The organism is Paenibacillus psychroresistens (genome assembly GCF_009728935.1).
GTDB classification, from domain to species: Bacteria; Bacillota; Bacilli; order Paenibacillales; family NBRC-103111; genus Paenibacillus_AC; species Paenibacillus_AC psychroresistens.
Genome location: NZ_CP034235.1, coordinates 3,698,092 through 3,719,642 on the forward strand (window position 1 = coordinate 3,698,092; position 21,551 = coordinate 3,719,642).

Annotated in this window: 19 protein-coding genes; 18 read left to right on the forward strand and 1 reads right to left on the reverse strand. The window is 40.7% G+C overall.

Going from position 1 to position 21,551, the window contains the following annotated elements; genetic code table 11:
- Window positions 1-22: 22 nt before the first annotated feature.
- The 16 genes from EHS13_RS16650 to corA all read left to right on the forward strand — a co-directional run bounded on the left by EHS13_RS16650 (window position 23) and on the right by corA (window position 17,604).
- Window positions 23-1,012, forward strand: coding sequence for an SMP-30/gluconolactonase/LRE family protein (locus EHS13_RS16650; protein ID WP_155701420.1), 990 nt, complete (start codon window positions 23-25; stop codon window positions 1,010-1,012).
- Window positions 1,012-1,956, forward strand: a complete 945-nt coding sequence (locus EHS13_RS16655) for a phosphoglycerate dehydrogenase (RefSeq protein ID WP_155701421.1) — start codon at window positions 1,012-1,014, stop codon at window positions 1,954-1,956. The genes EHS13_RS16650 and EHS13_RS16655 overlap by 1 nt, the downstream gene beginning before the upstream one ends.
- An 11-nt stretch (window positions 1,957-1,967) precedes the next feature.
- Entirely contained in the window at window positions 1,968-2,912 is a 945-nt protein-coding gene (locus EHS13_RS16660) for a shikimate dehydrogenase family protein (RefSeq protein ID WP_155701422.1), read from the forward strand.
- Between the two features lie 17 nt (window positions 2,913-2,929).
- Complete coding sequence (locus EHS13_RS16665; protein ID WP_155701423.1) at window positions 2,930-3,511, forward strand: glucose-6-phosphate isomerase; 582 nt, start codon at window positions 2,930-2,932, stop codon at window positions 3,509-3,511.
- 326 nt (window positions 3,512-3,837) lie between these two features.
- On the forward strand, window positions 3,838-3,975 hold the full coding sequence (locus tag EHS13_RS16670; protein ID WP_155701424.1) for a hypothetical protein: 138 nt from the start codon (window positions 3,838-3,840) through the stop codon (window positions 3,973-3,975).
- Window positions 3,976-4,036: 61 nt separating this feature from the next.
- Window positions 4,037-4,621, forward strand: coding sequence for a sterol desaturase family protein (locus tag EHS13_RS16675; RefSeq protein WP_162463140.1), 585 nt, complete (start codon window positions 4,037-4,039; stop codon window positions 4,619-4,621).
- Complete coding sequence (locus tag EHS13_RS16680) at window positions 4,621-6,213, forward strand: copper resistance CopC/CopD family protein (protein WP_155701426.1); 1,593 nt, start codon at window positions 4,621-4,623, stop codon at window positions 6,211-6,213. The genes EHS13_RS16675 and EHS13_RS16680 overlap by 1 nt, the downstream gene beginning before the upstream one ends.
- A 134-nt stretch (window positions 6,214-6,347) precedes the next feature.
- Window positions 6,348-7,109, forward strand: a complete 762-nt coding sequence (locus EHS13_RS37370; RefSeq protein ID WP_155701427.1) for a YugN family protein — start codon at window positions 6,348-6,350, stop codon at window positions 7,107-7,109.
- Between the two features lie 127 nt (window positions 7,110-7,236).
- Window positions 7,237-8,790 carry a DUF4118 domain-containing protein gene (locus tag EHS13_RS16690; protein ID WP_155701428.1) on the forward strand — a complete coding sequence of 518 codons (1,554 nt, stop codon included), beginning with the start codon at window positions 7,237-7,239 and terminating at the stop codon, window positions 8,788-8,790.
- A complete protein-coding gene (locus tag EHS13_RS16695; RefSeq protein WP_155701429.1) occupies window positions 8,783-9,484 on the forward strand; it encodes a response regulator in 702 nt (233 codons plus the stop codon). The genes EHS13_RS16690 and EHS13_RS16695 overlap by 8 nt, the downstream gene beginning before the upstream one ends.
- A 226-nt stretch (window positions 9,485-9,710) precedes the next feature.
- Window positions 9,711-9,788, forward strand: a complete 78-nt coding sequence (kdpF, locus tag EHS13_RS37545) for a K(+)-transporting ATPase subunit F (RefSeq protein WP_155705394.1) — start codon at window positions 9,711-9,713, stop codon at window positions 9,786-9,788.
- A gap of 56 nt (window positions 9,789-9,844) precedes the next feature.
- Complete coding sequence (gene kdpA, locus EHS13_RS16705; RefSeq protein WP_155705395.1) at window positions 9,845-11,518, forward strand: potassium-transporting ATPase subunit KdpA; 1,674 nt, start codon at window positions 9,845-9,847, stop codon at window positions 11,516-11,518.
- 18 nt (window positions 11,519-11,536) lie between these two features.
- Window positions 11,537-13,573, forward strand: a complete 2,037-nt coding sequence (kdpB, locus tag EHS13_RS16710) for a potassium-transporting ATPase subunit KdpB (RefSeq protein ID WP_155701430.1) — start codon at window positions 11,537-11,539, stop codon at window positions 13,571-13,573.
- Window positions 13,574-13,602: 29 nt separating this feature from the next.
- Entirely contained in the window at window positions 13,603-14,166 is a 564-nt protein-coding gene (kdpC, locus tag EHS13_RS16715) for a potassium-transporting ATPase subunit KdpC (protein WP_155701431.1), read from the forward strand.
- Between the two features lie 75 nt (window positions 14,167-14,241).
- Window positions 14,242-16,572, forward strand: coding sequence for a histidine kinase (locus tag EHS13_RS16720; protein WP_155701432.1), 2,331 nt, complete (start codon window positions 14,242-14,244; stop codon window positions 16,570-16,572).
- 81 nt (window positions 16,573-16,653) lie between these two features.
- Entirely contained in the window at window positions 16,654-17,604 is a 951-nt protein-coding gene (gene corA, locus EHS13_RS16725; RefSeq protein ID WP_155701433.1) for a magnesium/cobalt transporter CorA, read from the forward strand.
- Between the two features lie 3 nt (window positions 17,605-17,607).
- Here corA and EHS13_RS16730 read toward each other — a convergent pair whose 3' ends face one another.
- On the reverse strand, window positions 17,608-18,531 hold the full coding sequence (locus EHS13_RS16730; RefSeq protein WP_155701434.1) for a TIGR03943 family putative permease subunit: 924 nt from the start codon (window positions 18,529-18,531) through the stop codon (window positions 17,608-17,610).
- A gap of 193 nt (window positions 18,532-18,724) precedes the next feature.
- On the opposite strand from EHS13_RS16730, the gene EHS13_RS16735 reads away from it, so the two are divergent.
- Together EHS13_RS16735 and EHS13_RS16740 are read left to right on the forward strand one after the other, a co-directional pair.
- Entirely contained in the window at window positions 18,725-20,569 is a 1,845-nt protein-coding gene (locus EHS13_RS16735) for an LTA synthase family protein (RefSeq protein ID WP_227013961.1), read from the forward strand.
- Window positions 20,570-20,617: 48 nt separating this feature from the next.
- Window positions 20,618-21,529 carry a permease gene (locus tag EHS13_RS16740; protein WP_155701436.1) on the forward strand — a complete coding sequence of 304 codons (912 nt, stop codon included), beginning with the start codon at window positions 20,618-20,620 and terminating at the stop codon, window positions 21,527-21,529.
- Window positions 21,530-21,551: the final 22 nt, after the last annotated feature.

The window sequence follows — 21,551 nt, forward strand, 5'->3', positions numbered from 1 at the left end:
TATCGATAAAGGTGGAGAAGAGATGCAACAATCTCGCTTATTTACTTTATTACCTGAAGACTATGCGGTGACACCTGACGGAATGGCCATAGATAGAGAGGGGAATCTCGTTCTATCCTGTCCTAATTATGCAGATACAACAAAGCCTGGTTGCATTATCAAGATTGATGAAAACAAGCAAATCACGAAGTGGATCGATGTTCCTGTATTAGCGGAAACCGGGCTTGCTTTACCTATGGGGATTGCTTTTGGTCCGGATGAGGATCTGTATGTTTGTGATAATCAAGGCTGGTCTGGAGCTCCAGAGCTGATATTCAAAGGTCGTGTTCTAAGGCTGCGGATTCAAGATGGTATTGTGACTAAGACCACTGTCGTTGCTGCGGGGATGGAGCATCCCAACGGGATTCGGATTCGTGACGGCTATATGTATGTAACTCAAAGCATGTTAACTAAAGTCATTGATTCTTCTGGATTGCTAGTCAGCTGTGTATACAAATTTGCTCTAGAAGAGCAGGATATTCAGATTACTAATACACTTGAAGATAAGCATATCTTGACTACGTTTATTACTTTAGATCCAGCCTGCCAATATGGAGCGGATGGAATTGAATTTGACCCTGCTGGTAATCTATTTGTCGGGAATTTCGGGGATGGAGCTGTACACAAAATCAGCTTTAACAGCGATGGAAGTGTGCTGGCTAATGTGGTTTGGGCGAAGGATCCAACGCAGCTGCAATCTACAGATGGAATGATTATGGATGATAACGGCAATCTTTATATCGCGGATTTTTCAGCCAATGCAATTGCTGTCGTTTCGCCAGATGGTAAAGTAAGGCGATTAGCTCAAAGTCCGGATACAGATGGCTTTCATGGAGAGCTCGATCAGCCTGGAGAACCGATTGTTTATAGAGGCAAGTTAATAGTTTCTTGTTTTGATTTAGTTACTGGTCCCGATAAAGTGAACACTGCACATGAAATTCCTGCTACCTTAGCTGAAATGGATCTTGTGTAATGAAAAAGGTGCTGGTAACACCAAAATCATTTGGTCTTTATAAAGATCAGGCTTTTGCTTTGCTGCGTGAACAAGGATATGAGCCTATCGAAAATAAGCTTGGACGCACTTTGACTGTCGAAGAAATCCTCGAGCTGGCAGGGGAGGAAGCAGTTGGAATCATCGTCGGGATTGATCCTTTACCAGGCTTCGCTTTAGCGCAATTCAAGCAGCTTAAAGCGATTTCTAAGTATGGAATGGGCATGGACAATATCGATTTAATCAAGGCAAAAGAACTGGGAATTCAAGTGATGAATGCCGCTGGAACTAATCATATATCCGTTGCAGAGCTTGCCATCACACTTATGCTGACTATGGCGAGGAATATTACCTCTGTTGCCGCAAAAGTTAAAGGTGGAAAGTGGGAGCGGTCCATCGGTTATGAATTGACAGGGAAAAAGCTTGGTTTAATCGGCGGCGGTCAAATTGGCCGTGAAGTAGCTAAGCGAGCGATTGGCTTGCAGATGGAAGTGTCGATTTATGATCCTTTTTGGCAAGATACAGCATTCGCTGAACAATATAAAATTCAAATCATTTCAGAATTAGACATTTTATATCAAGAATCCGACATTATTTCGCTGCATGTGCCTTATCTTCCAGAGACTAAGGAAATGATTGATCAACGAGCGCTTAAGCGGATGAAATCAACAGTAATGCTGATCAACACTTCCAGAGGAGAACTAGTTAACGAAGATGATTTGTATGAAGCGCTAGTTAACAATCAAATTTATGGGGCGGCACAGGATGTATTTTCAAGTGAGCCTCCAGAGGCAGATAACAAACTAATTAAATTGGATAATTTCATCTTAACCTCGCATATTGGAGCTTTCACTCATGAATCTGTAGAGCGAATGGTGCTTTATTCAACCAGAAATTTATTGGAAATGCTTAATGGCATTAAGTAAGGAGACCATATATGAATCTACCTACCCAGGCAACTCAGCCTACGATGTATTTTATAGGTGTCACAACAGGCCAATCCTCGATAATGAAGCTTTTTCCTCTGTGGGCAGAGGTATTAGGCTTGGATAACGCGATTATTAAAGGCATAGATATTGAACTTCATGCCAAGCAAGAGGTTTATCGGGAAGCGGTTGGCTTTATTAAGCAGGATGTGCTGTCTTTAGGAGCCTTAGTGACGACTCACAAAATTGACTTATATGAAGCTGCAGCGGATATGTTTGATTATTTCGATCCTTATGCAACGATGTTTGGTGAATTATCCTCCATATCCAAAAAAGCTGGCAAGCTTGAAGGCTTTGCCAAAGACCCGATTTCCAGTGGTTTAGCGATGGATGCCTTTGTACCTGCAGATTATTGGAGCGAGCACAGTGGAGACTTGTTTATTATGGGTGCAGGCGGTAGTGCTATTGCGATTTGTTCATATTTGCTGAATGAAAAACACGGAACCAATATTCCAAGCCAGCTATTTATTTCAGATCGCAGCCTATCGCGTTTAGAGGAAATCGAGCGACTCGTGAGCAAGATGCGTCCTGAATTAATGGCACGATTTATTCATCTTACACCAGAGTCGATCACCAATGACGAGCTGCTCCATAAGCTGAAACCACACTCGTTAGTTATCAATGCTACAGGTTTAGGCAAAGATCGCCCAGGCTCACCGCTCACAGATGATGCGCTTTTTCCTGATAAGAGTGTAGTTTGGGAGCTCAATTACCGAGGAGAGCTTGATTTCCTGAAGCAAGCTCGGAAGCAGCAGGGACAACAGCAGCTACAGGTTGAGGATGGTTGGATTTATTTTATCCATGGCTGGACTCAAGTCATTGCAGAGGTGTTCCACTTTGAAATCACACCACAACAATTTAGCGAAATAGAGCGAATCTCAAATAGCTTAAAATAAGAAGGGAGTTATGCAGAATGGAAGAGAATAAGGCTACCTTGCCTTTTGTGATCGATTTTAATCTATTAAGTGGACACTCTTCAAGCCGAACCACAACGAAACGCCATCTGTCTAAGATGAAAGGCATGTACGCGGATGATCTTGCTTTTGAACAGAAGCTGAGCGAGGGTGACCCGCTGTTGTATGAGTTCTATGAATTGGTGCTTCCAGAAAAACCGGGAGAGCTTTTGTTCGGCACGAGCATTGTCAATCCTGGTAAGGTTGGCAATGAATATTATATGACTAAAGGACATTTCCATACGATTCTTGAAACAGCAGAGGTATATTATTGTCTAAGTGGAGAAGGCATCTTGCTGATGGAAAACCCAGAGGGTGATTGGGATACCCAAGAAATGAAGCCAGGTTCAGCCGTTTATGTGCCACCACGTTATGCGCATAGAAGTATTAATACAGGCAATGTGCCTTTAGTAATGTTTTTTGTGTTTCGGGCAGATGCTGGCCATGATTACGGAACAATTGAAACCAAAGGCTATCGCAAGCTTGTTGTTGAACAGGATGGCCAGGTTGCGATTATTGATAATCCCAAGTTCGCATGGTAGAGAACTTCACTTCATAATCGTTATGAGCAAGCTGCCGCATCATTGGGCAGCTTGCTGTGTTTAGAGAAGGATTAGACTTCTAAAATAAAAAAAGACTGAAAGGCCGGTAGGAGGTATGGTTTACGTAAATTTGTTTTTTGGATCAAGAATAGAAATGCTGTATACTGAGAATGATCTTCCAAAAAAGGTGGTAATTCCTTGTCTACAAAAGCTCAATTTGAGCCTGTTATGCTCGGAAATCTAGCATTGAACTGAAAAAATAACAGAACCGATGAGCATTCAGGAGATAGCAGCCGTAGTTGATGCATATGCTAGAGGAGCGGAAGATGCCAAGCACCGGTTTCGATGGTCTTGAGGCTAATAAAGTCACTTTAGTAAAACTACAGCATATGCTAGAGAAACAAGAGTGTAAAAACTTTGGATTAGCACCGTTCATGTTTTGTGTTATTATTGTAGAGGATTAACTTTATCCTCAAGAAAGGTTCATAGCTTGCCAAAAAATTAATGATGTTTGGAGGGTTGCAGGTGGCAACTCATTTGAAAGAGTTTTTGACTGATCGACGTATTCTATTTCTATTATCTGTGCTTACTTTTTATTGTATTTCAACGCTATTTTCAACCGATTTTAATGGGGTATGGATCGCTGCAGTTATTGGGATAATCTGGTTTTACTTGGTTGAATATATTGTTCATCGTTTTATTCTGCATGGATATTTTGCCAAATGGATGCCTAAAGCCTATAAAGGACATGACATGCATCATGAGAATCCTAATGATATTGAATATTTATTGACTCCTAATATCTATAATATTTCCTATCATATTGGATTTGGCGCGACCGTTTTTTTGGTCACTCAGAATTTCCATCTTGCTTGCGCATTTATGTTAGGCATCACTTTCTATCAGCTCTACTATGAATGGAGCCACTTTGTTACTCATCGCTCGATTAGACCCCTGACTCCTTGGGGAAGATGGATGAAGAAGTTCCATTTATTGCATCATTTCAAGAGCTCTAATCATTATTTTGGGGTGACCAATCCTTCGATTGATATGATCGTAGGCACATATCCTTCCCCAGTCACTCCTGCAAAACCGAACGAGGAGAACTAATGAAGCCGTTAAGTATTGCTATAAAATGGATAGCATTTCTTCTATTAATTATAGTCATACTTGCTATGCCAAAACCGGCATTGGCACATTCCGTGCTTCTGCAAGCACTGCCAGCTCCTAACAGTATTCTGCAAGCAGCACCGCAGGAAATCAGGCTTGAATTTAATGAAAGATTGCAAAAAGAGCTTTACTCCATCAAGGTTTATGATGATAAAGGCGAGCTAAGCACGAGCAGCACTACAAGAATGAGTGCGAATCAGAAGGTAATTAGTATTGCCCTTCCGGAGCTGAAATCCGGTGTATTTACGGTTACTTACCATCTCATCTCTGCGGATGGACATGCTGTAAAAAGTACATATGTATGGACGCTAGGTCAGCCCTCTGACCCGCAATTACCGATAATAAAAGGCCATAGTCATACGGATACGGAAGCTATTTATAGCTTCCGTATTGTGCATTATCTATTTCTATTATCTTTGGTAGGCTGGTTGTTATGGCTGCCATTTATCCGCTTTGCAACTCCGATTGAGAAGCAAGAGTATACAAAATGGTTACGCTACTTCATTCACTTAAATCTGTTTTTTGTCATCCAGACCATATTATTGCAGAGCGTGGATTCATTGGATGAGATTACCTTTGTGAATATTTGGGCGTTATGGACAGGTACCTCCGTTGGGATTGCATGGTTCAGCATGCTTTTCATCTCATTGCTAGCCTATTGGGTTGCGAAGCAATCTAAGTGGATCGTTAGTATTTGGGTCATGCTTTTGTTAGTGACCCAAGCATTTAGCGGGCATGCATTTGCTACGGATCCGCCAGTTATAACACTTATCTTAGATTGGCTTCATCTATTGGCAGCTTCGATTTGGGTTGGTGGACTTCTGTTTATCATACTGTTTCTGAAAAATCATCGGCTTTTAATCACGCGCTTTTTGCCTATATTCTCAAAAGGTGCCTTGCTTAGCATGATTGTACTTATTATTTCAGGTACTTTCTATGCTCTAATCCTAATACCCAAAATCGAGTATTTACTCTATACAGGCTGGGGGCTTTTTCTACTAGCTAAGCTCGTTTTGGTTGCCGCTGTTATGATCACAGGAAGTCGAATCCGTCATTATTTAAAGTCAGAGAATGAACTAAGCTTAAGAATTTGGCTAAAAAGAGATTTTACGCTGATGTTCGGCATTCTGATTATTGTGGGTATTTTTACTTATCTTTCTCCAGTCCCGAGCAATAGTCCCCTAGATTGGCGGTTCTATTCAAGAAATGAGCAACGAAATATAACCATTACACCTAATGTTGCTGGGAATAATCAATTTACTGTTTACTTAACACAACCAATCGAAAAGCCGGAATTCAAGTCCGTTTCTATCGAGCTTTTAGCCATTAGTCATAAAGAAATAGCTCCGATTAAGATACCTTTAAAATTATTAAATCAATCCGTAAGTAAAGGCGATGCTGCTATTGAACAATTTACTTTTTCTGCAGAAGGCACTTATTTAGCCTTTCCGGGAAAATGGAAGGTTAAGCTGATCCTAGTGGATGGAGACGATAATGAAGCGGTTTCGGAGAAAGTTATGCGGATCTACTAAATGTTCATAAGTTCTTCATGGAAATGTCACGAATTAGCTTAGATTAGCTACATACAGGTGACTTTTAGTGAAGTATCGTAATAGAGTAGAGATTAAATATAGCTGCGCATAACCAACTACTTGGAGGGATTCAAATGATAATAGAAGATGTTGAAGTCAAAGGTTTGGTTAGCGAGCTTGCTTATTTAGACGAAGTGACTACTAAGCTTGGATTTGTACGCTGGCAGTGGGAATATACACGGGCAACCTATGATTTCAAAATCGAAGAGAAGGCGGACAATGCGGACTATTATTTAAGAGTGAATACGAGATCAACCCAAGGTAGACTCGAGTCCCCTTATGCAATCTTAATCATCGAGGATGCCTACATTGGCAAAGCAACTTTTCCACATGGCTTGGATTATGATTCACCTATCCCAGAGCATATTCTCAAGCTCTGCAGACATAAATTATTTGAGCTGCAAAGAGAGCTAAGTGATGCTAAGCTGGTCAAAGAAATCATGACTAAGGACTTCATTACAGCTACTTTGCAGGATAGCCTTCACGATATTGCCACAAAAATGAAAGATCATAATATAGGTTTTATTCCGGTAGTTGAGGGTAGAATATTGTTGGGTGTGATTACGGATCGAGATTTAGCGATTCGCGGATATGCCGAACATCAGGATGAAGCAGTTACAGTTGAGAAAGTACTTAGCAAGGATGTCAGAACAATATTACCAACTGAGACTGTTGAGGTAGCCGCGCAGATTATGGCTAAAGAGCAAATTCGCCGGCTTCCTGTAGTATTAAATGGTGAACTGCTAGGCATCGTAACACTTGGTGATATGGCTACTCATAAAGGGTATGAGATCACAGTTGGCGAAGCGTTAGCTCAAATCTCATTGCCTCTATAATGTAATAAATATAGAATACAAATCCTTATCGGCGCAGCTTAGACAGAACGCGATAAGGATTTTTTGTGCTATACTCTTTTATAAAGTTTAGAAATGGATAAATCACGGAATAACGAGGGGATATTTAATGAGGTTAAATAGAATAAATGTTGTCGTAACGTTAAGTATTATGTTATTTGCAACTTTGCTGTCGTTTTTGTTCCGTTACATTGGTTTTGATGAATCGAATATTATTATTGCTTATATTCTTGGTGTATTACTCGTCGCCAAGCAAACAGAAGGGTATTTATACGGAATTATTGCTTCTGTGTTGGGTGTGCTGGTTTTTAATTTCTTTTTCACGGTTCCTTATTATTCGTTAATGGCTTATAGGCCTGACTATCCCATTACTTTTGTGATTATGCTGATTTGTGCCATTATTACAAGTACTATGACAACAAAGGCTAAACAAGAAACCAAATTATCGATAATGCGTGAAAAGAGAGCGCAGGTTCTTTATCAGTTTAGTAAAAATCTTTTAAAGGTTAGAAATAGTAATCAAATTGCAGATGTAGGAGTAAAAGATATCGCAAAGCTGTTAAATCGCTCTGTTATAATGGCGACTATCAATGCTGCGGATGAGTTAGATAAACCTTACATTTATGCCAATGACGATGATGAGCGTGCCAGTATCTTTACTTCTTTCTTGGAATTGCAGGTCTTATCCGAAGTCTTTAATACAGGGAAATCGATGGGCACGGGAATGAATGAGCATGGAGACCGCTCTGCCTATTATCTTGCGATTAAAGGCCAAAGCGGTGTTTTAGGAGTTGTTGGTGTTTCATGTTTTGATAATAAGCTGCTTACAGAAGAGCAGAAAACAATTTTAGAGGCAGTCACGACACAAATCGCATTAGCTATTGAACGTGAGCGATTATCAGAGAAACAGCAAAGCTCTAAATTAGAAGTCGAGCGGGAAAGGCTGCGCGGCAATCTTTTGCGCGCTATCTCACATGATTTGCGAACTCCCTTAACAGGTATTCTAGGTGCAACAGGTACATTGCTCGATCATGATGATGTGCTCGAGAAAAAAGTTAAAAAGGATTTGCTGCTTGGAGTCTATGAGGATGCCGGCTGGTTAATGCATGCAGTTGAGAATATCCTGAGCATAACTCGGATGGATGAAGGGAATTTGGAATTGATCAAAAGTATGGAGGCAGTAGAGGAAGTTGTTGCGGAATCTGTTGCTAGGGTCAAAAAACTCGCCGTAAATCATATTATTAAAATAAAAATTCCAGATGAGCTGATCCTAATACCGATGGATGGAATGTTAATTGGACAAGTTTTGGTTAACCTGATGGACAATGCAATTAAGTACACTCCTGATGGATCAATCATCCAATTGAATGCCTATTTAGCAGAGGACAAGCTGGTTTTTGAAATTGTAGATAATGGAAATGGGATTGCGGAAGCGGATTTACCGTTAATTTTTGATCGATTCTATATTGCATCAACCATTAATAAAACAGGAAGGCGAGGCACCGGATTGGGTCTCGCGATCTGCAAATCTATTATTATTGCACATGGTGGAGAGATTACAGCTTATAATAATCCAACTGGTGGAGCAACATTGCAGGTTACTTTACCGACTATTGTCGAGTCAAACATTAATCATGAAAATGGGAGTGAATTGGATGGATAACAAACCGTTGATTCTAGTAGTTGAGGATGAGAAGCCGATTCGTAATTTTATCTGTGTCTCCCTTGAAACACAAGGATATAAGGTTTTGGAAACACAGCATGGTAAAACGGCTATTTCACTCGTTACTTCTCACAACCCAGACATTATAATTATGGATTTAGGACTTCCGGATATAGATGGCATCGATGTGATTACACGAATTAGGCCGGTTACTAAAGCAACTATAATTGTAGTATCTGCGCGAGGCTTGGATCGAGAAAAGGTAGAAGCTTTGGATAGTGGAGCGGATGATTTTTTAACCAAACCATTCAGTGTTGCCGAATTATTGGCACGAATTCGGGTTGCGTTCAGACATATGAATCAAGCGAACCAGTCGGAAGCAGATACGCCTTCCTTGTTTATAGTAGGTGATCTGAAGATTGATTTTAATAAACGGCGTGTTTTACTTGCTGAGGAAGAAATCCATTTGACCCCCATAGAATACAAGCTAATGGTTTTGATGACCAAGCATGTGGGAAAAGTATTAACGCATAAATTTATCCTTAACGAGATTTGGGGCTCCTATTCCGGAAATGATACGCAGTCACTCCGTGTCTTCATGGCGAATATTCGCCGAAAGGTAGAGAAGGAGCCAGCGCAGCCAAGGTATATCTTAACCGAGGTAGGCGTTGGTTATCGTTTGGTGGATGAATAAAAATCTTCACAACATCTTTATACGAGGGCCGGTGTTCTTCACACCGGCTTTATTTGTTTTTTGATAAGCTAAGAGCAGAAAAAGAAGAAGGAGAAATGGATGAGAAAACTGCCGCTGCATTTGAGAGATGTACTAGCTTTATTCCAAGAGGGAATACTAAGATCTAAAGCTGCGAGAGTATAAAGCTAATGGTCAGTAGAGAAGATATTAACAGGAGGCATTATCGATGATAGTTATTGGAATTATTGCAGTTGCATTAGTTGCCTATCTTGGGTTCGTACTAATTAAACCAGAGAAATTCTAAATGTGAGATCAATTAGCTATGAAATTATTTTTGCAGAAGGAGAATTTAAAATGGGAATGGGCTTGGTCCAAGTCATCATAACATTGGTTGTCATTTTATTGCTTGTGAAGCCAGTAGGTAACTATTTAGTTAAGGTTTTTAATTATGAAAAATCAGGTCAGGATCGTTTCTTTGGATCAACTGAACGAGGGATTTATCGCTTGATGGGTGTTCGAGAGCATGAAGCCATGGGCTGGAAAAAATATATTGGAGCCATGCTGTTAACAAACTTTGTAATGCTGTTGATTCTTTTCGCTGTGTTGAGATTGCAAAAGTACTTGCCGCTCAATCCAGATGGAATTGGAAATATGCCGACATGGTTGGCTTTTAATACTTCGATTTCATTTATCACGAATACCAACTGGCAGTCCTATAGCGGTGAGAATTCATTATCCTATTTCTCGCAAATGGCAGCGATTATTTTCCCAATGTTTACCTCGGCGGCAACGGGATTTGCATTAGCTATTGCATTCATAAGAGGTTTGATTGGCAAACAAGATAATCTTGGTAATTACTTTGTGGATTTGGTTCGTTCGATTACACGGGTATTCTTACCGCTTTCCATCCTAGTTGCCCTTTTTCTAGTTTTTCAAGGAGTACCTCAAACCTTTATGGGAGCAGTAGATGCAACGACTCTTGAAGGAGCGAAACAAACGATTACAAGAGGACTGGTAGCATCTCTTGAATCAATCAAACATTTGGGGACGAACGGCGGTGGCTGGTTTGGAACGAATGCTGCCCATCCTTTTGAGAACCCAACTCCATTAACGAACATGGTTCACATTCTCAGCTTAATGCTGCTGCCAACTGCACTGGTTTACGCATTTGGTGTAATGATTAAGAACAAAAAGCAAGGCTGGACGATTTTTGCTGCAATGGGCTTAATATTCGTTGTCTTGATCGGTACCGTGTTTTTTGCAGAATATAAAGGTACGCCTGCACTTGAAACGTTGGGCATTCACGGCAATATGGAAGGAAAAGAAGTCCGCTTCGGGATCTCGGAATCCGCACTTTTTGCTGCTGCAACTACATCTTCAACTACAGGTTCAGTAAATGCGATGCATGAATCTTTAACTCCAATAGGAGGTATGGTTCCTCTTGCGGGAATGATGCTGAACAATGTGTTTGGCGGTAAAGGTGTTGGTTTACTAAATGGCTTGATGTATGTAATCTTAGCCGTATTCATTTGCGGTTTAATGGTGGGACGTACACCTGAATTCCTCGGCAAGAAAATCGAAGGAAAGGAAATTAAGCTAGCTTCGATTGCCTTGCTAATTCATCCTGTGCTTATTCTAGTCCCAACGGCTATTGCACTGATGAATCCTGTCGCTGTTGCATCCATGGCGAACCAAGGCTTTCATGGCTTTACCGAAGTGTTGTACGCCTTTACCTCAGGAGCAGCTAATAATGGATCAGCCTTTGCGGGATTAACAACTAATACGGATTTTTACAACGTAGCTCTTGGTTTTGTAATGTTGTTTGGACGATATATTTCAATTATATGCATGCTTGCTATTGCAGGATCGCTTGCAGTGAAACGAATTGTACCTGTCTCCACGGGAACCTTACGCACCGATACCTCTCTGTTCACTGGTATTCTGATTCTGGTTATTCTCATAGTTGGTGCGCTGACTTTCTTCCCAGCGGTAGCCATTGGTCCAATTGCCGAGCATCTGGGCATGTTTCATTAAAGATTAGGGAGGCTTTATATGTCAACGGAACGTAAAAAAACGATGTCGCAAGAAATGGTGACTCGCGCCATTTGGGACGCTATTAAAAAACTAGATCCACGTGTTATGATCAAAAATCCAGTCATGTTTGTCGTTGAAGTAGGAACTTTGATAACTTTGATTTTATCGATCGCACCGAATGCATTTGGGACGACAAGCGGTGGTCAAGGCTATAATATTGCCGTATTCTTTATTCTTTTATTCACCTTGTTATTTGCCAATTTTGCCGAGGCAATTGCCGAAGGGCGAGGTAAAGCTCAGGCAGATACCTTGCGTAAAACAAAGTCAGATACTCTGGCGCGTCTTGTACTCAAAGACGGTTCATTCAAGCAGGTTTCTTCGACGCAATTAAAGAAAGGCGATATCGTGCGGATTGAAACCGGAGAGATGATTCCATCCGATGGTGAAATTATCCAAGGGCTTGCTTCCATAGATGAATCGGCGATTACAGGTGAATCTGCACCAGTTATTAAAGAATCTGGCGGTGATTTCTCCTCTGTAACTGGAGGTACACGAGTAGTATCTGACTATATTATTGTTAAAGTGATGACAGATCCAGGTGAATCCTTTTTGGATCGGATGATTGCTTTAGTCGAGGGTGCCAAACGACAGAAAACACCCAATGAAATAGCTTTAACGACATTATTAGCGGTATTAACTTTAATTTTCTTAATTGTTATTATGACCATAGTACCGATGGCTAAATACCTGAATGTTGACTTAGATATTGCAACTTTAATTGCTTTGCTGGTCTGTCTGATTCCGACAACTATCGGCGGTTTGCTATCAGCAATTGGGATTGCCGGAATGGACCGTGTCACGCAATTTAATGTATTGGCGATGTCAGGTAAAGCAGTTGAGGCAGCAGGCGACATTGATACAATGATTCTCGATAAAACAGGAACCATTACGTTTGGTAACCGGATGGCAGCTGCATTTATTCCAGTAGGAACGGCTACAGTGAATGAAGTCACACTGAAAGCTCTACAAGCCTCCGTTAAGGATGAAACGCCAGAAGGTCGTTCCATTGTTGAGCTGGCGCATAAAATGAACGTAACTTGGGACTCAGCGGCTTATACTACAGCAGAAGTTGTGGATTTTACGGCCCAAACTCGGATGTCGGGTTTAAATCTGCCAGATGGTACAGAAATCCGCAAAGGCGCTGTTGATGCGATCAAGAAATATGTAACAGCTAAAGGCGGAAGCGTTCCGGATGATCTGACTGATAAATCGGATCGGATTGCCAACGAAGGTGGAACACCGCTTGCTGTCTCGATTAACAATCAAATCTTTGGCTTGATTTATTTAAAGGATACAGTAAAGCCAGGACTTAAAGAGCGATTTGCAGAGCTAAGAGCTATGGGGATTAAAACCATCATGTGTACGGGAGATAATCCGTTAACAGCAGCGACGATTGCTCGTGAAGCTGGGGTAGATGAGTTTATTGCCGAGGCCACACCTGAAGATAAAATTGCTACGATCAAAAAAGAACAGCAAGCGGGTAAATTAGTTGCTATGACCGGAGATGGAACCAATGATGCACCAGCACTTGCTCAAGCAGATGTTGGCCTTGCAATGAATTCGGGTACAATGGCAGCCAAGGAAGCAGCTAACATGATTGATTTGGATTCCGATCCTACCAAGCTATTGTCTGTGATTTCAATCGGCAAGCAGCTGTTGATCACTCGTGGTTCATTAACAACCTTCTCGATTGCTAATGATATTGCCAAATATTTTGCGATTATCCCGGCTATGTTTATACTGGCCATTCCTCAGCTGCAGACATTGAATATCATGAATTTGGCTTCACCTCAATCGGCTATATTGTCTGCTCTGATCTTTAATGCGATCATTATCCCGTTGCTTATCCCGGTAGCTATGCGAGGTGTAAAATATATTCCTTCATCGGCTAATAAGCTGCTGGCTCGCAATATTTTCGTATATGGTCTTGGTGGGGTGATCGTTCCGTTCTTGGGAATAAAAATCATCGATTTAATTATTAAAGGTTGGGTTTAAACTAGGTTTAAATACAAGGAGAATCGAACATGAAATTAATCTGGATAGCAATAAGGACTTCGGTTGTACTTTTAGTAATCTGTGGATTTATTTATCCGCTTGTCACAACGGGCTTGGCTCAATTGTTCTTTCATAAGCAGGCAAATGGGAGCTTGGTTGAGGTTAATGGTTTCGTCCAAGGGTCAGAGCTGCTCGCACAAGAGTTTAAATCACCGAAATTGTTTCATTCGCGAGCTTCAGCGGCGGCATATAATCCAACCGGTTCATCTGGATCGAATAAAGCCGTTGCTTCGGACGATTACATTAAAGCGATAACAGAGCAGGTGGATGCACTTAAGCTGGAGAATCCTACTCTAAAGGATATTCCTGCAGATTTAGTCACTACCTCAGGCTCAGGCTTTGATCCAGATTTATCGATTGCTGGTGCTCAAGCGCAAGTGCCGAGAATTAGCAAAGAAACTGGCATGACAGAAGGCGATTTAAATGGGATCATTGATCGAATTAGTAAAAGCCGCCAGCTTGGTATTTTTGGAGAGCCCAGAGTAAATGTGCTTGAACTGAACCAGGAGCTGCTGAAGACAATTAAATTATAAGCTGATCACAGCCGCTCCTGATATAATTGGGAGTGGCTTTCGGGCATTCAGCGCTTAAGAAGGGAGGCTATGACAGTGGAAAGCTATAAACGGAAAACACCAGAAGAAATTTTATTATCGATTTCGGAGCTGCATCGCGGCCGTTTTAAAATATATATTGGCGCTGTAAGCGGCACAGGTAAAACCTATCATATGCTGCGTGAAGGCCAGGCACTTAAAAAGCAAGGCAATGATGTCGTGATTTGCGCGATCTCAACGCTGCAGCGTCCAGAAACTATGGAGCAGCTAGGTGATTTAGAAAGAGTTCCGAGCATACATTGGGATAAAAAAGGCACGGAGCAAAAGGATCTCAATTTAGAATGCTTAATTGAACGCAATCCTGAGGTTGTATTGGTGGATAGCTTGGCTCATCGAAATCGGCCTAATGCGCAATTCCCAACTAGACTGGATGATATTAAATATCTACTTAGTCATGGAATAAGCGTTATTACAACTATTAATGTTTACGAATTAGACGGGATTATGGAAATTGCCAAAAAGCGCACGGGGATCGAAGCTAGCTGTACCGTTCCCTCGGATACATTGGAGTTGGCAGATGAGGTTAGGCTTATTGATGTGACTCCTGAAACAATCCTCAGCCGCTTTGCAGAAGGGGATTTAAAAGGTACCCAAGATAGTATGCTGTTTAAAAGAGGGAATCTAGGCATTCTCAGAGAGCTAGCCCTACGGATTGTTGCTGAGGATGTGAATGATTCGTTAGATAAACATCGCGAAGAAATCGGCCTATTAGGACCATCAGGTGTAACAGAGCGTATTCTGGTTTCTGTCCAGTATCATTGGAATGGCTCGATTTATGTACGGAGAGGCCAACAAATCGCCAAGCGCTTAAATGGTGATTTAATTGTAGTATCCTTTCATAATTCCAAGAAAACCGATTCAAAAGAAACCGCTATGTTTAAAAAATCAATTTCAAAGCTGGTAGAAAAGGTAGAGGGGCAGTTCGAGGAATTACCTTATATAAATCGTCGGCGGATCCCGCATGCACTTATTAAATATGCCATTTCTCATAATATTACGCGAATAGTGCTCGGCCATTCCAGACACACGTGGTGGCAGGAGCTTTGGCAGGGTTCTCTAGCTAATAAAATCATCCAGAAGACTCACAATATCGATGTATTTCTTGTAGCGGATCGGACTGAAATTGATGGAGAAAGAATCCTCCCTGCAAAAATGAATTCAGAGAAAACTTCGCAGGAAGTATTTCACCGATTAAATACCCAAGAAATTAAAGATAAATTAGGTCAAATTAAACGCGGGAAACTGAAGGTTTATATCGGAGCTGCCCCTGGAGTAGGTAAAACCTATACTATGCTGCGCGATGGGAATGATCTGAAGAAAAAAGGCGTTCAAGTTTTAATCGGCTTGCTTGAAACTCATGGCAGGAAAGAGACGTTAGCCCAGACAGCTGACTTGGAGCTAATTCCTCGCCAAAAGCTAATCTATCAGGGAATACATCTCGAAGAAATGGATACAGCTGCAATAATCGCCAGATCACCGGATGTCATTCTAGTCGATGAATTGGCTCACACCAATGTCCCAGGCAGCACATATAAAAAGCGATATGAAGACGTTTTGGATATCCTCAATGCCGGAATCAATGTTATCACAACGGTTAATGTGCAGCATTTGGAAAGCTTGAATGATGCCGTTTTTCAAATTACGGGGATACACGTGCGTGAAACAGTGCCCGATCACATTCTCCAGCTGGCTGATGAGGTACAGTTAATTGACGTTTCACCGCAATCGCTGCAAGCGAGAATGAAAGAGGGAAAAATCTATGCGACCGAAAAAATAGATCAAGCCTTGAACAATTTTTTTAAAACAGGCAATTTAATTGCTTTGCGAGAATTGGCTTTACGGGAAATAGCAGATGATGTAGATGAAAGATTGGAGTCGCTGGAGCGTAATCATTCTTTAAGAGGCCCTTGGCGCAGAAAGGAAATGATCTTTGTTTGTGTCAATAGCACAGAGCATGCGGAGCGTTTAATTCGTCGTGGGTTTAGGATTGCCTTTCGCCTCAAGGCTAATTGGCAAGTTAATTATGTGCAAATAAGTGGGGGAGATAAGCCAGATCTTCAAGCTAGATTAGAGGTATTACATAAATTAACTGTGCGTTTAGGCGGTAAATTTGTCATTCATCAGACGGAGCATAAGAAGGAAATTGCAGCAATCATAACGACTAAAGCCAAAGAAGCTGAAGCAACTCAACTGATCATTGGGCAGTCAAAGCTCTCATTCTGGAAGGAATTGCGAGCAGGCTCAGTCGTTAAAAAGCTATTGCGGCTAACAAGGGATTTAGACATTCTGGTTGTAGCTGATTATGAAGCACAAGTCTTCACAGAATAAAATTAATCTCCCCACTTGAAAAAATGGTAAAATGAGTTTAAATATCGAAAATAAGCGGTTAAACGAGGGGTATGTTCTTACATGATTCGCACATTGGCTGTTACTTTAAATCATACTGTAGAAAAGGATATTCCTTTAGTTAAGTTATCCAATCCTGAGATCATCTGGTATTGGGTCGATTTTATTGAACCAACCGAAGCAGAAATTTTATTGTTGGATACGCATTTTCACTTTCATCCATTAACTATTGAAGATTGTACCCATTTTCTACAGCGCCCGAAGATGGATTATTATGAAGGTTATCATTTCTTTGTACTGCACGCGATGAATCAGAAGACGTTGGAGCCTGAAGAAGTAGATATGTTCATCGGTAAGAATTATATTGTCACCTTTCATCTAAAGGCTCAATTTGAAATTGAAGAAGCTTGGGTGCGTATGTGTGGTAATTCAAAGCTTTGGTCAGGAGGTGCAATTAATTGTGCTCATCTCGTAATTGATAAGCTTGTCGATCATTTTTTCCCTGTCTTACATCAGATCGAAGATGATCTTCTGCAGCTAGAAAATGACATTAAAAATAAATCAATTGATCTGTTAATGGAAGAGGTATATGAAATAAGAGGGCAGCTGCTCAAGGTGCGCCGTTCGATTAATCCAATGCGCGATTTGCTCTATCGTATTATCAATTCAGAACGTTTGGCGGGTCAAAAAGACAGCTTGGTTTATTTTACAGATATCTATGATCATTTATTAAAGCTCTCCGACATGATTGAATCCAATCGTGAAATTACGGCCGATATGCGGGACAGTTATATGTCGATCAATTCAAACCGCATGAATAAAATCATGAAAACCTTGACGGTCTCAACCTCGATTTTCATGCCCTTGACGTTCATTGCTGGTGTTTATGGGATGAATTTTGACAATATGCCGGAATTGACCTGGCGCTTCGGTTATTTTGGGATTATGATTGTTATGTCTTTGCTTGGTATCGGTATGGTATTGTGGTTCCGCAGAAAAGGTTGGTTTAAATAAGCTCTATAGCACTTCCTCGAGAAATTCTAAATTCGGATAAACATATTGCGACTTAGGCGCTTCCAGTTTAACTACTTGGGATGCGCTTATTTTGATTATTTTTTGCTGCTTGTAGGTTGTGGTGTGCAGGGTTCCTGTAATCTTAACCCATGAGTCGTCGGCATAGGTTTTATCTCCTGAAAATTCAATGAGTAATCCATATGGGATAGCATCAGCAGAGCAGCACTGTAACGCAAATCGAGCTACAACAAACTGATCAGCCAACATACCAGGCTCACGATAGATAAATCCACTTAACTCCACTTTTTTATCTACAAAATCATCCATAAACAAATCGAGTGAGGTTAAGGTTTCCAGAAAAATCTCCGGTTTGATGGGGATGGTTTCTTTTGCATACAATTTCGAGCTTAGCTTAGCGTAATCCTGATTATATGGCTGAGTAGTTATAAATTTACCGTCTACTTGAGGTATAGCATCTTCGCTTGGCGGGGCAGGCATGTCAAGTGGAGTTTTACCTGTAACAGCAGCATGGTTTAATGGGCTATTACTAGATGAGATGCTTAGAATCACGCCTTTTTTGGCAGCCAAAGCGCTGTTCATCGTGGTATCCGGTAGCAAGAATCCAAATAACAACGGAAGAATTAACAAAGTATAAGAAACTATATTCTTAATTTTGGACTTTGAAGGTGTATGTTCACAATCGCAATTCAGGTCGACTTCAGCTTTTGAGCGTAAGGCAAAATACAATTGAAATATCGCAATGATAAATAGCAGAATAGCGGACCATTGGATATAACCCATCATGCGTGGGGCAATATAATACTGCAGAGTATCATGCTTCACTAAATAGGCAATGTATAAAGCTAAACCAAGTATGATAAAGCAGCGGATTGCATAATGAAAGATTTGAATATTCGGTTTGGTCATAGTATCAGAGATTCACTCCCAGGTTGAGGCTTTGTGACAATAGTAGCATAGGCAATCAACAGGAACAACATTAGCAGCCAGTGCCCATTTAAGCCATTCATTTGACAAGGAATATTAGACGCAACTATACTTATGTGATGATTAAAAGTTCTGATTAGATTACCTATTATAGCTACAAGGAATGAGCAGAGAAATGTTAAAAAAATTACCGTTTTGGGTCAGAAGTCCTTTTGTTGTTTTTACGGTTTTACTATTATTTAAAATGTATCTGACTCAAATGATTATTTTTGATGATGCATCAGCTTGGTTACCCATCTTGAATGGTCTTCCAGCCGTTTGGGTAGTATTCCTCTTAATTGAATGGAGAATGACCAAGCGTAAGATTATGGGTTATTTCATTGCAAATCTGATTATGACCGCGATCTATTTTGCCGCTATCATGTATCATCAATATTTTGGTGTAATCGTTACTTATCATGCACTGCAACAGGTCAATCAGGTTACCGAAGTCAAAGGCAGCGTATTTCAGCTGCTTCATCCGTATTTTCTCTTGGTTTTTCTAGATGTTGTGATCCTAGCTTACTTTCTATTTCGCAAGAAAACTAGAAGCTGGGGGACAGCTTATTCAGAGCGTGTTCGTACTGGGGCAGCTGGATTGATGCTGCTGCTTATCGTGGTTTGTTTTTTTAGTATTTGGAATGGACGCTTCACGATGAATGAGATTAAGCAAGCCGAACAAATGGGGATTCTCAATTATGAGGTGTATACTTTTTTCCCGGATGGCAATGCAAATAATAATCTGCCTACAACTATAAGCCAAGCTGAAATTTCCAAGCTAAAAGGAATTTCCACAGTGGCTAATCCCACTTTATGGAAAGCTGCCGAGGGGAAGAACGTCATTATTCTGCAGCTTGAAGCTTTTCAGAACCTTTTACTTAATCAGAAGCTGGATGGAGTCGAAGTGACACCCAATTTAAATGCCTTGCTCAAAGAGAGCATGTATTTTCCCAACTTTTATCAGATGGTGGGACAAGGGAATACGTCTGATGCTGAGGTTGTAGTCAACACTTCCGTTTATATACCACCTCATGGTGCTGCATCCATTGAATATGCGGACAAAGATTTACCTAGCTTACCTAAGCTGTTCAAACAAATTGGTTATGAATCGATGACTTTTCATACGAATGATATTACCTTCTGGAATCGTGAAGAGTTATATAAAGCATTAGGCTTTGATCGTTATTATGATAAGGCTTTTTTTGGAGATGCGGATCCGATTGCATTAGCTGCTTCCGATGAAGTGCTGTATGATAAAACGGCTGCTGAAATGGAGAAGCTGCATAATAAAAATCAGCTTTTCTACGCACAGCTCATATCCTTATCCGCTCATTATCCCTTTCAAATACCAGAGAATAAGCATCATTTGAAGCTTCCAGACCGTTATGAGAATACGTTTGTTGGCGATTATATCCAAGCACAAAATTATACGGATTACAGCTTAGGATTATTTATAGACAAATTAAAAGCTTCGCATCTCTGGGAGAATAGCTTGTTCGTTATTTATGGGGATCATATGGGCTTGCCGATCTATTCCTTGTCAGATACGGATGATGATTTACTTCATGAAATGCTTGGTAAGAATTACTCCTTCTCACAAATGTTGAATATCCCACTTTTGATCGTGGCACCTGGAACAACAAAACCTGCTGTATTTACTCAAGCGGGAGGACAGGTTGATATTTTGCCGACAGTAGCCAATTTAGTAGGAATATCTTTGGATAATCAATTGCATTTTGGCCAGGATATTATCAATACAACAACAAACTTGTTACCCGAGCATTATTATTTGCCAAGAGGTTCCCTGATTAATAATTCAGAGATTTTTATACCAGGAAAAGGTTTTGCAGATGGGATCAAACATCCGCTGAATATGCCAATTGCAGCTACAGCCATAACTTCCGAGGAACAGTTTAATAATGCGCTCAAGCTTTTTAAGATGTCGGATAGCTATGTGAATAATTTACCTAAACATAAGTAGATAAGGTTTAAAGAAACCCGTTACCAGTTTGGGAAGGGGGGACATCGAATGTCATATGGATACGGACTGCAAAGCTTTAAAACCATATTTATCAGTATTATCCTAGAAGCCATACCCTTCATTCTGATTGGGGTATTGGTTTCTTCGTTTATCCATATTTTTATATCTGATAAAATAATTCAAAAATATATCCCTCGCGATCCCATGTTGGCTATTTTATTCGCCTGTTTTCTGGGAGTGCTGTTTCCGATTTGTGAATGTGGTTTGATTCCGATTGTGCGTAGGTTGGTTAAGAAGGGCATGCCATTATATGTTGGGATTGTTTTTATACTTGTTGGGCCGATCATTAACCCGGTAGTGTTTGCCTCGACTTACTTAGCCTTTCGGACTAATCCTGAGATGGTTTATAGCAGAATGGTCCTGGCTTTGCTGGTTGGAACGTTTATCGGACTATTCATCTATTATTTCGTCAAGAAAAATGCTTTGAAAGATAGCGAGGCTAGCAAAGATACACATTTACATACCCATTCAACTGGTCATCCTCCAAAGCTTGGAACTCGCCTACTATCGATGTTTGAGCATGCTGGCAGTGAATTTATTGATATTGGCAAATATCTGGTGCTGGGCTCGCTTCTGACTGCAGCTATACAGACATTGGTTTCTAGAGCCTCGTTGATTGATATTGGTCAAGGGCAGATTAGCTCGCATCTATTTATGATGGGGTTTGCTTATATTCTCTCGCTTTGTTCCACGTCCGATGCATTTGTGGCATCTTCCTTCACCAGTACTTTCTCTGGAGGCTCCTTATTGGCATTTCTAGTATTTGGCCCTATGTTGGATTTCAAAAGCACATTAATGCTCTTAAGCGCCTTCCGTGCAAAGTTTGTCTTATTGTTGATCTGCCTAGTTGCGTTATCCGTATTTGTTGGGTCGATCATAATGGGAGCTTTGTTCTTCTAAGTAAATAAGCTATTAATAAAAG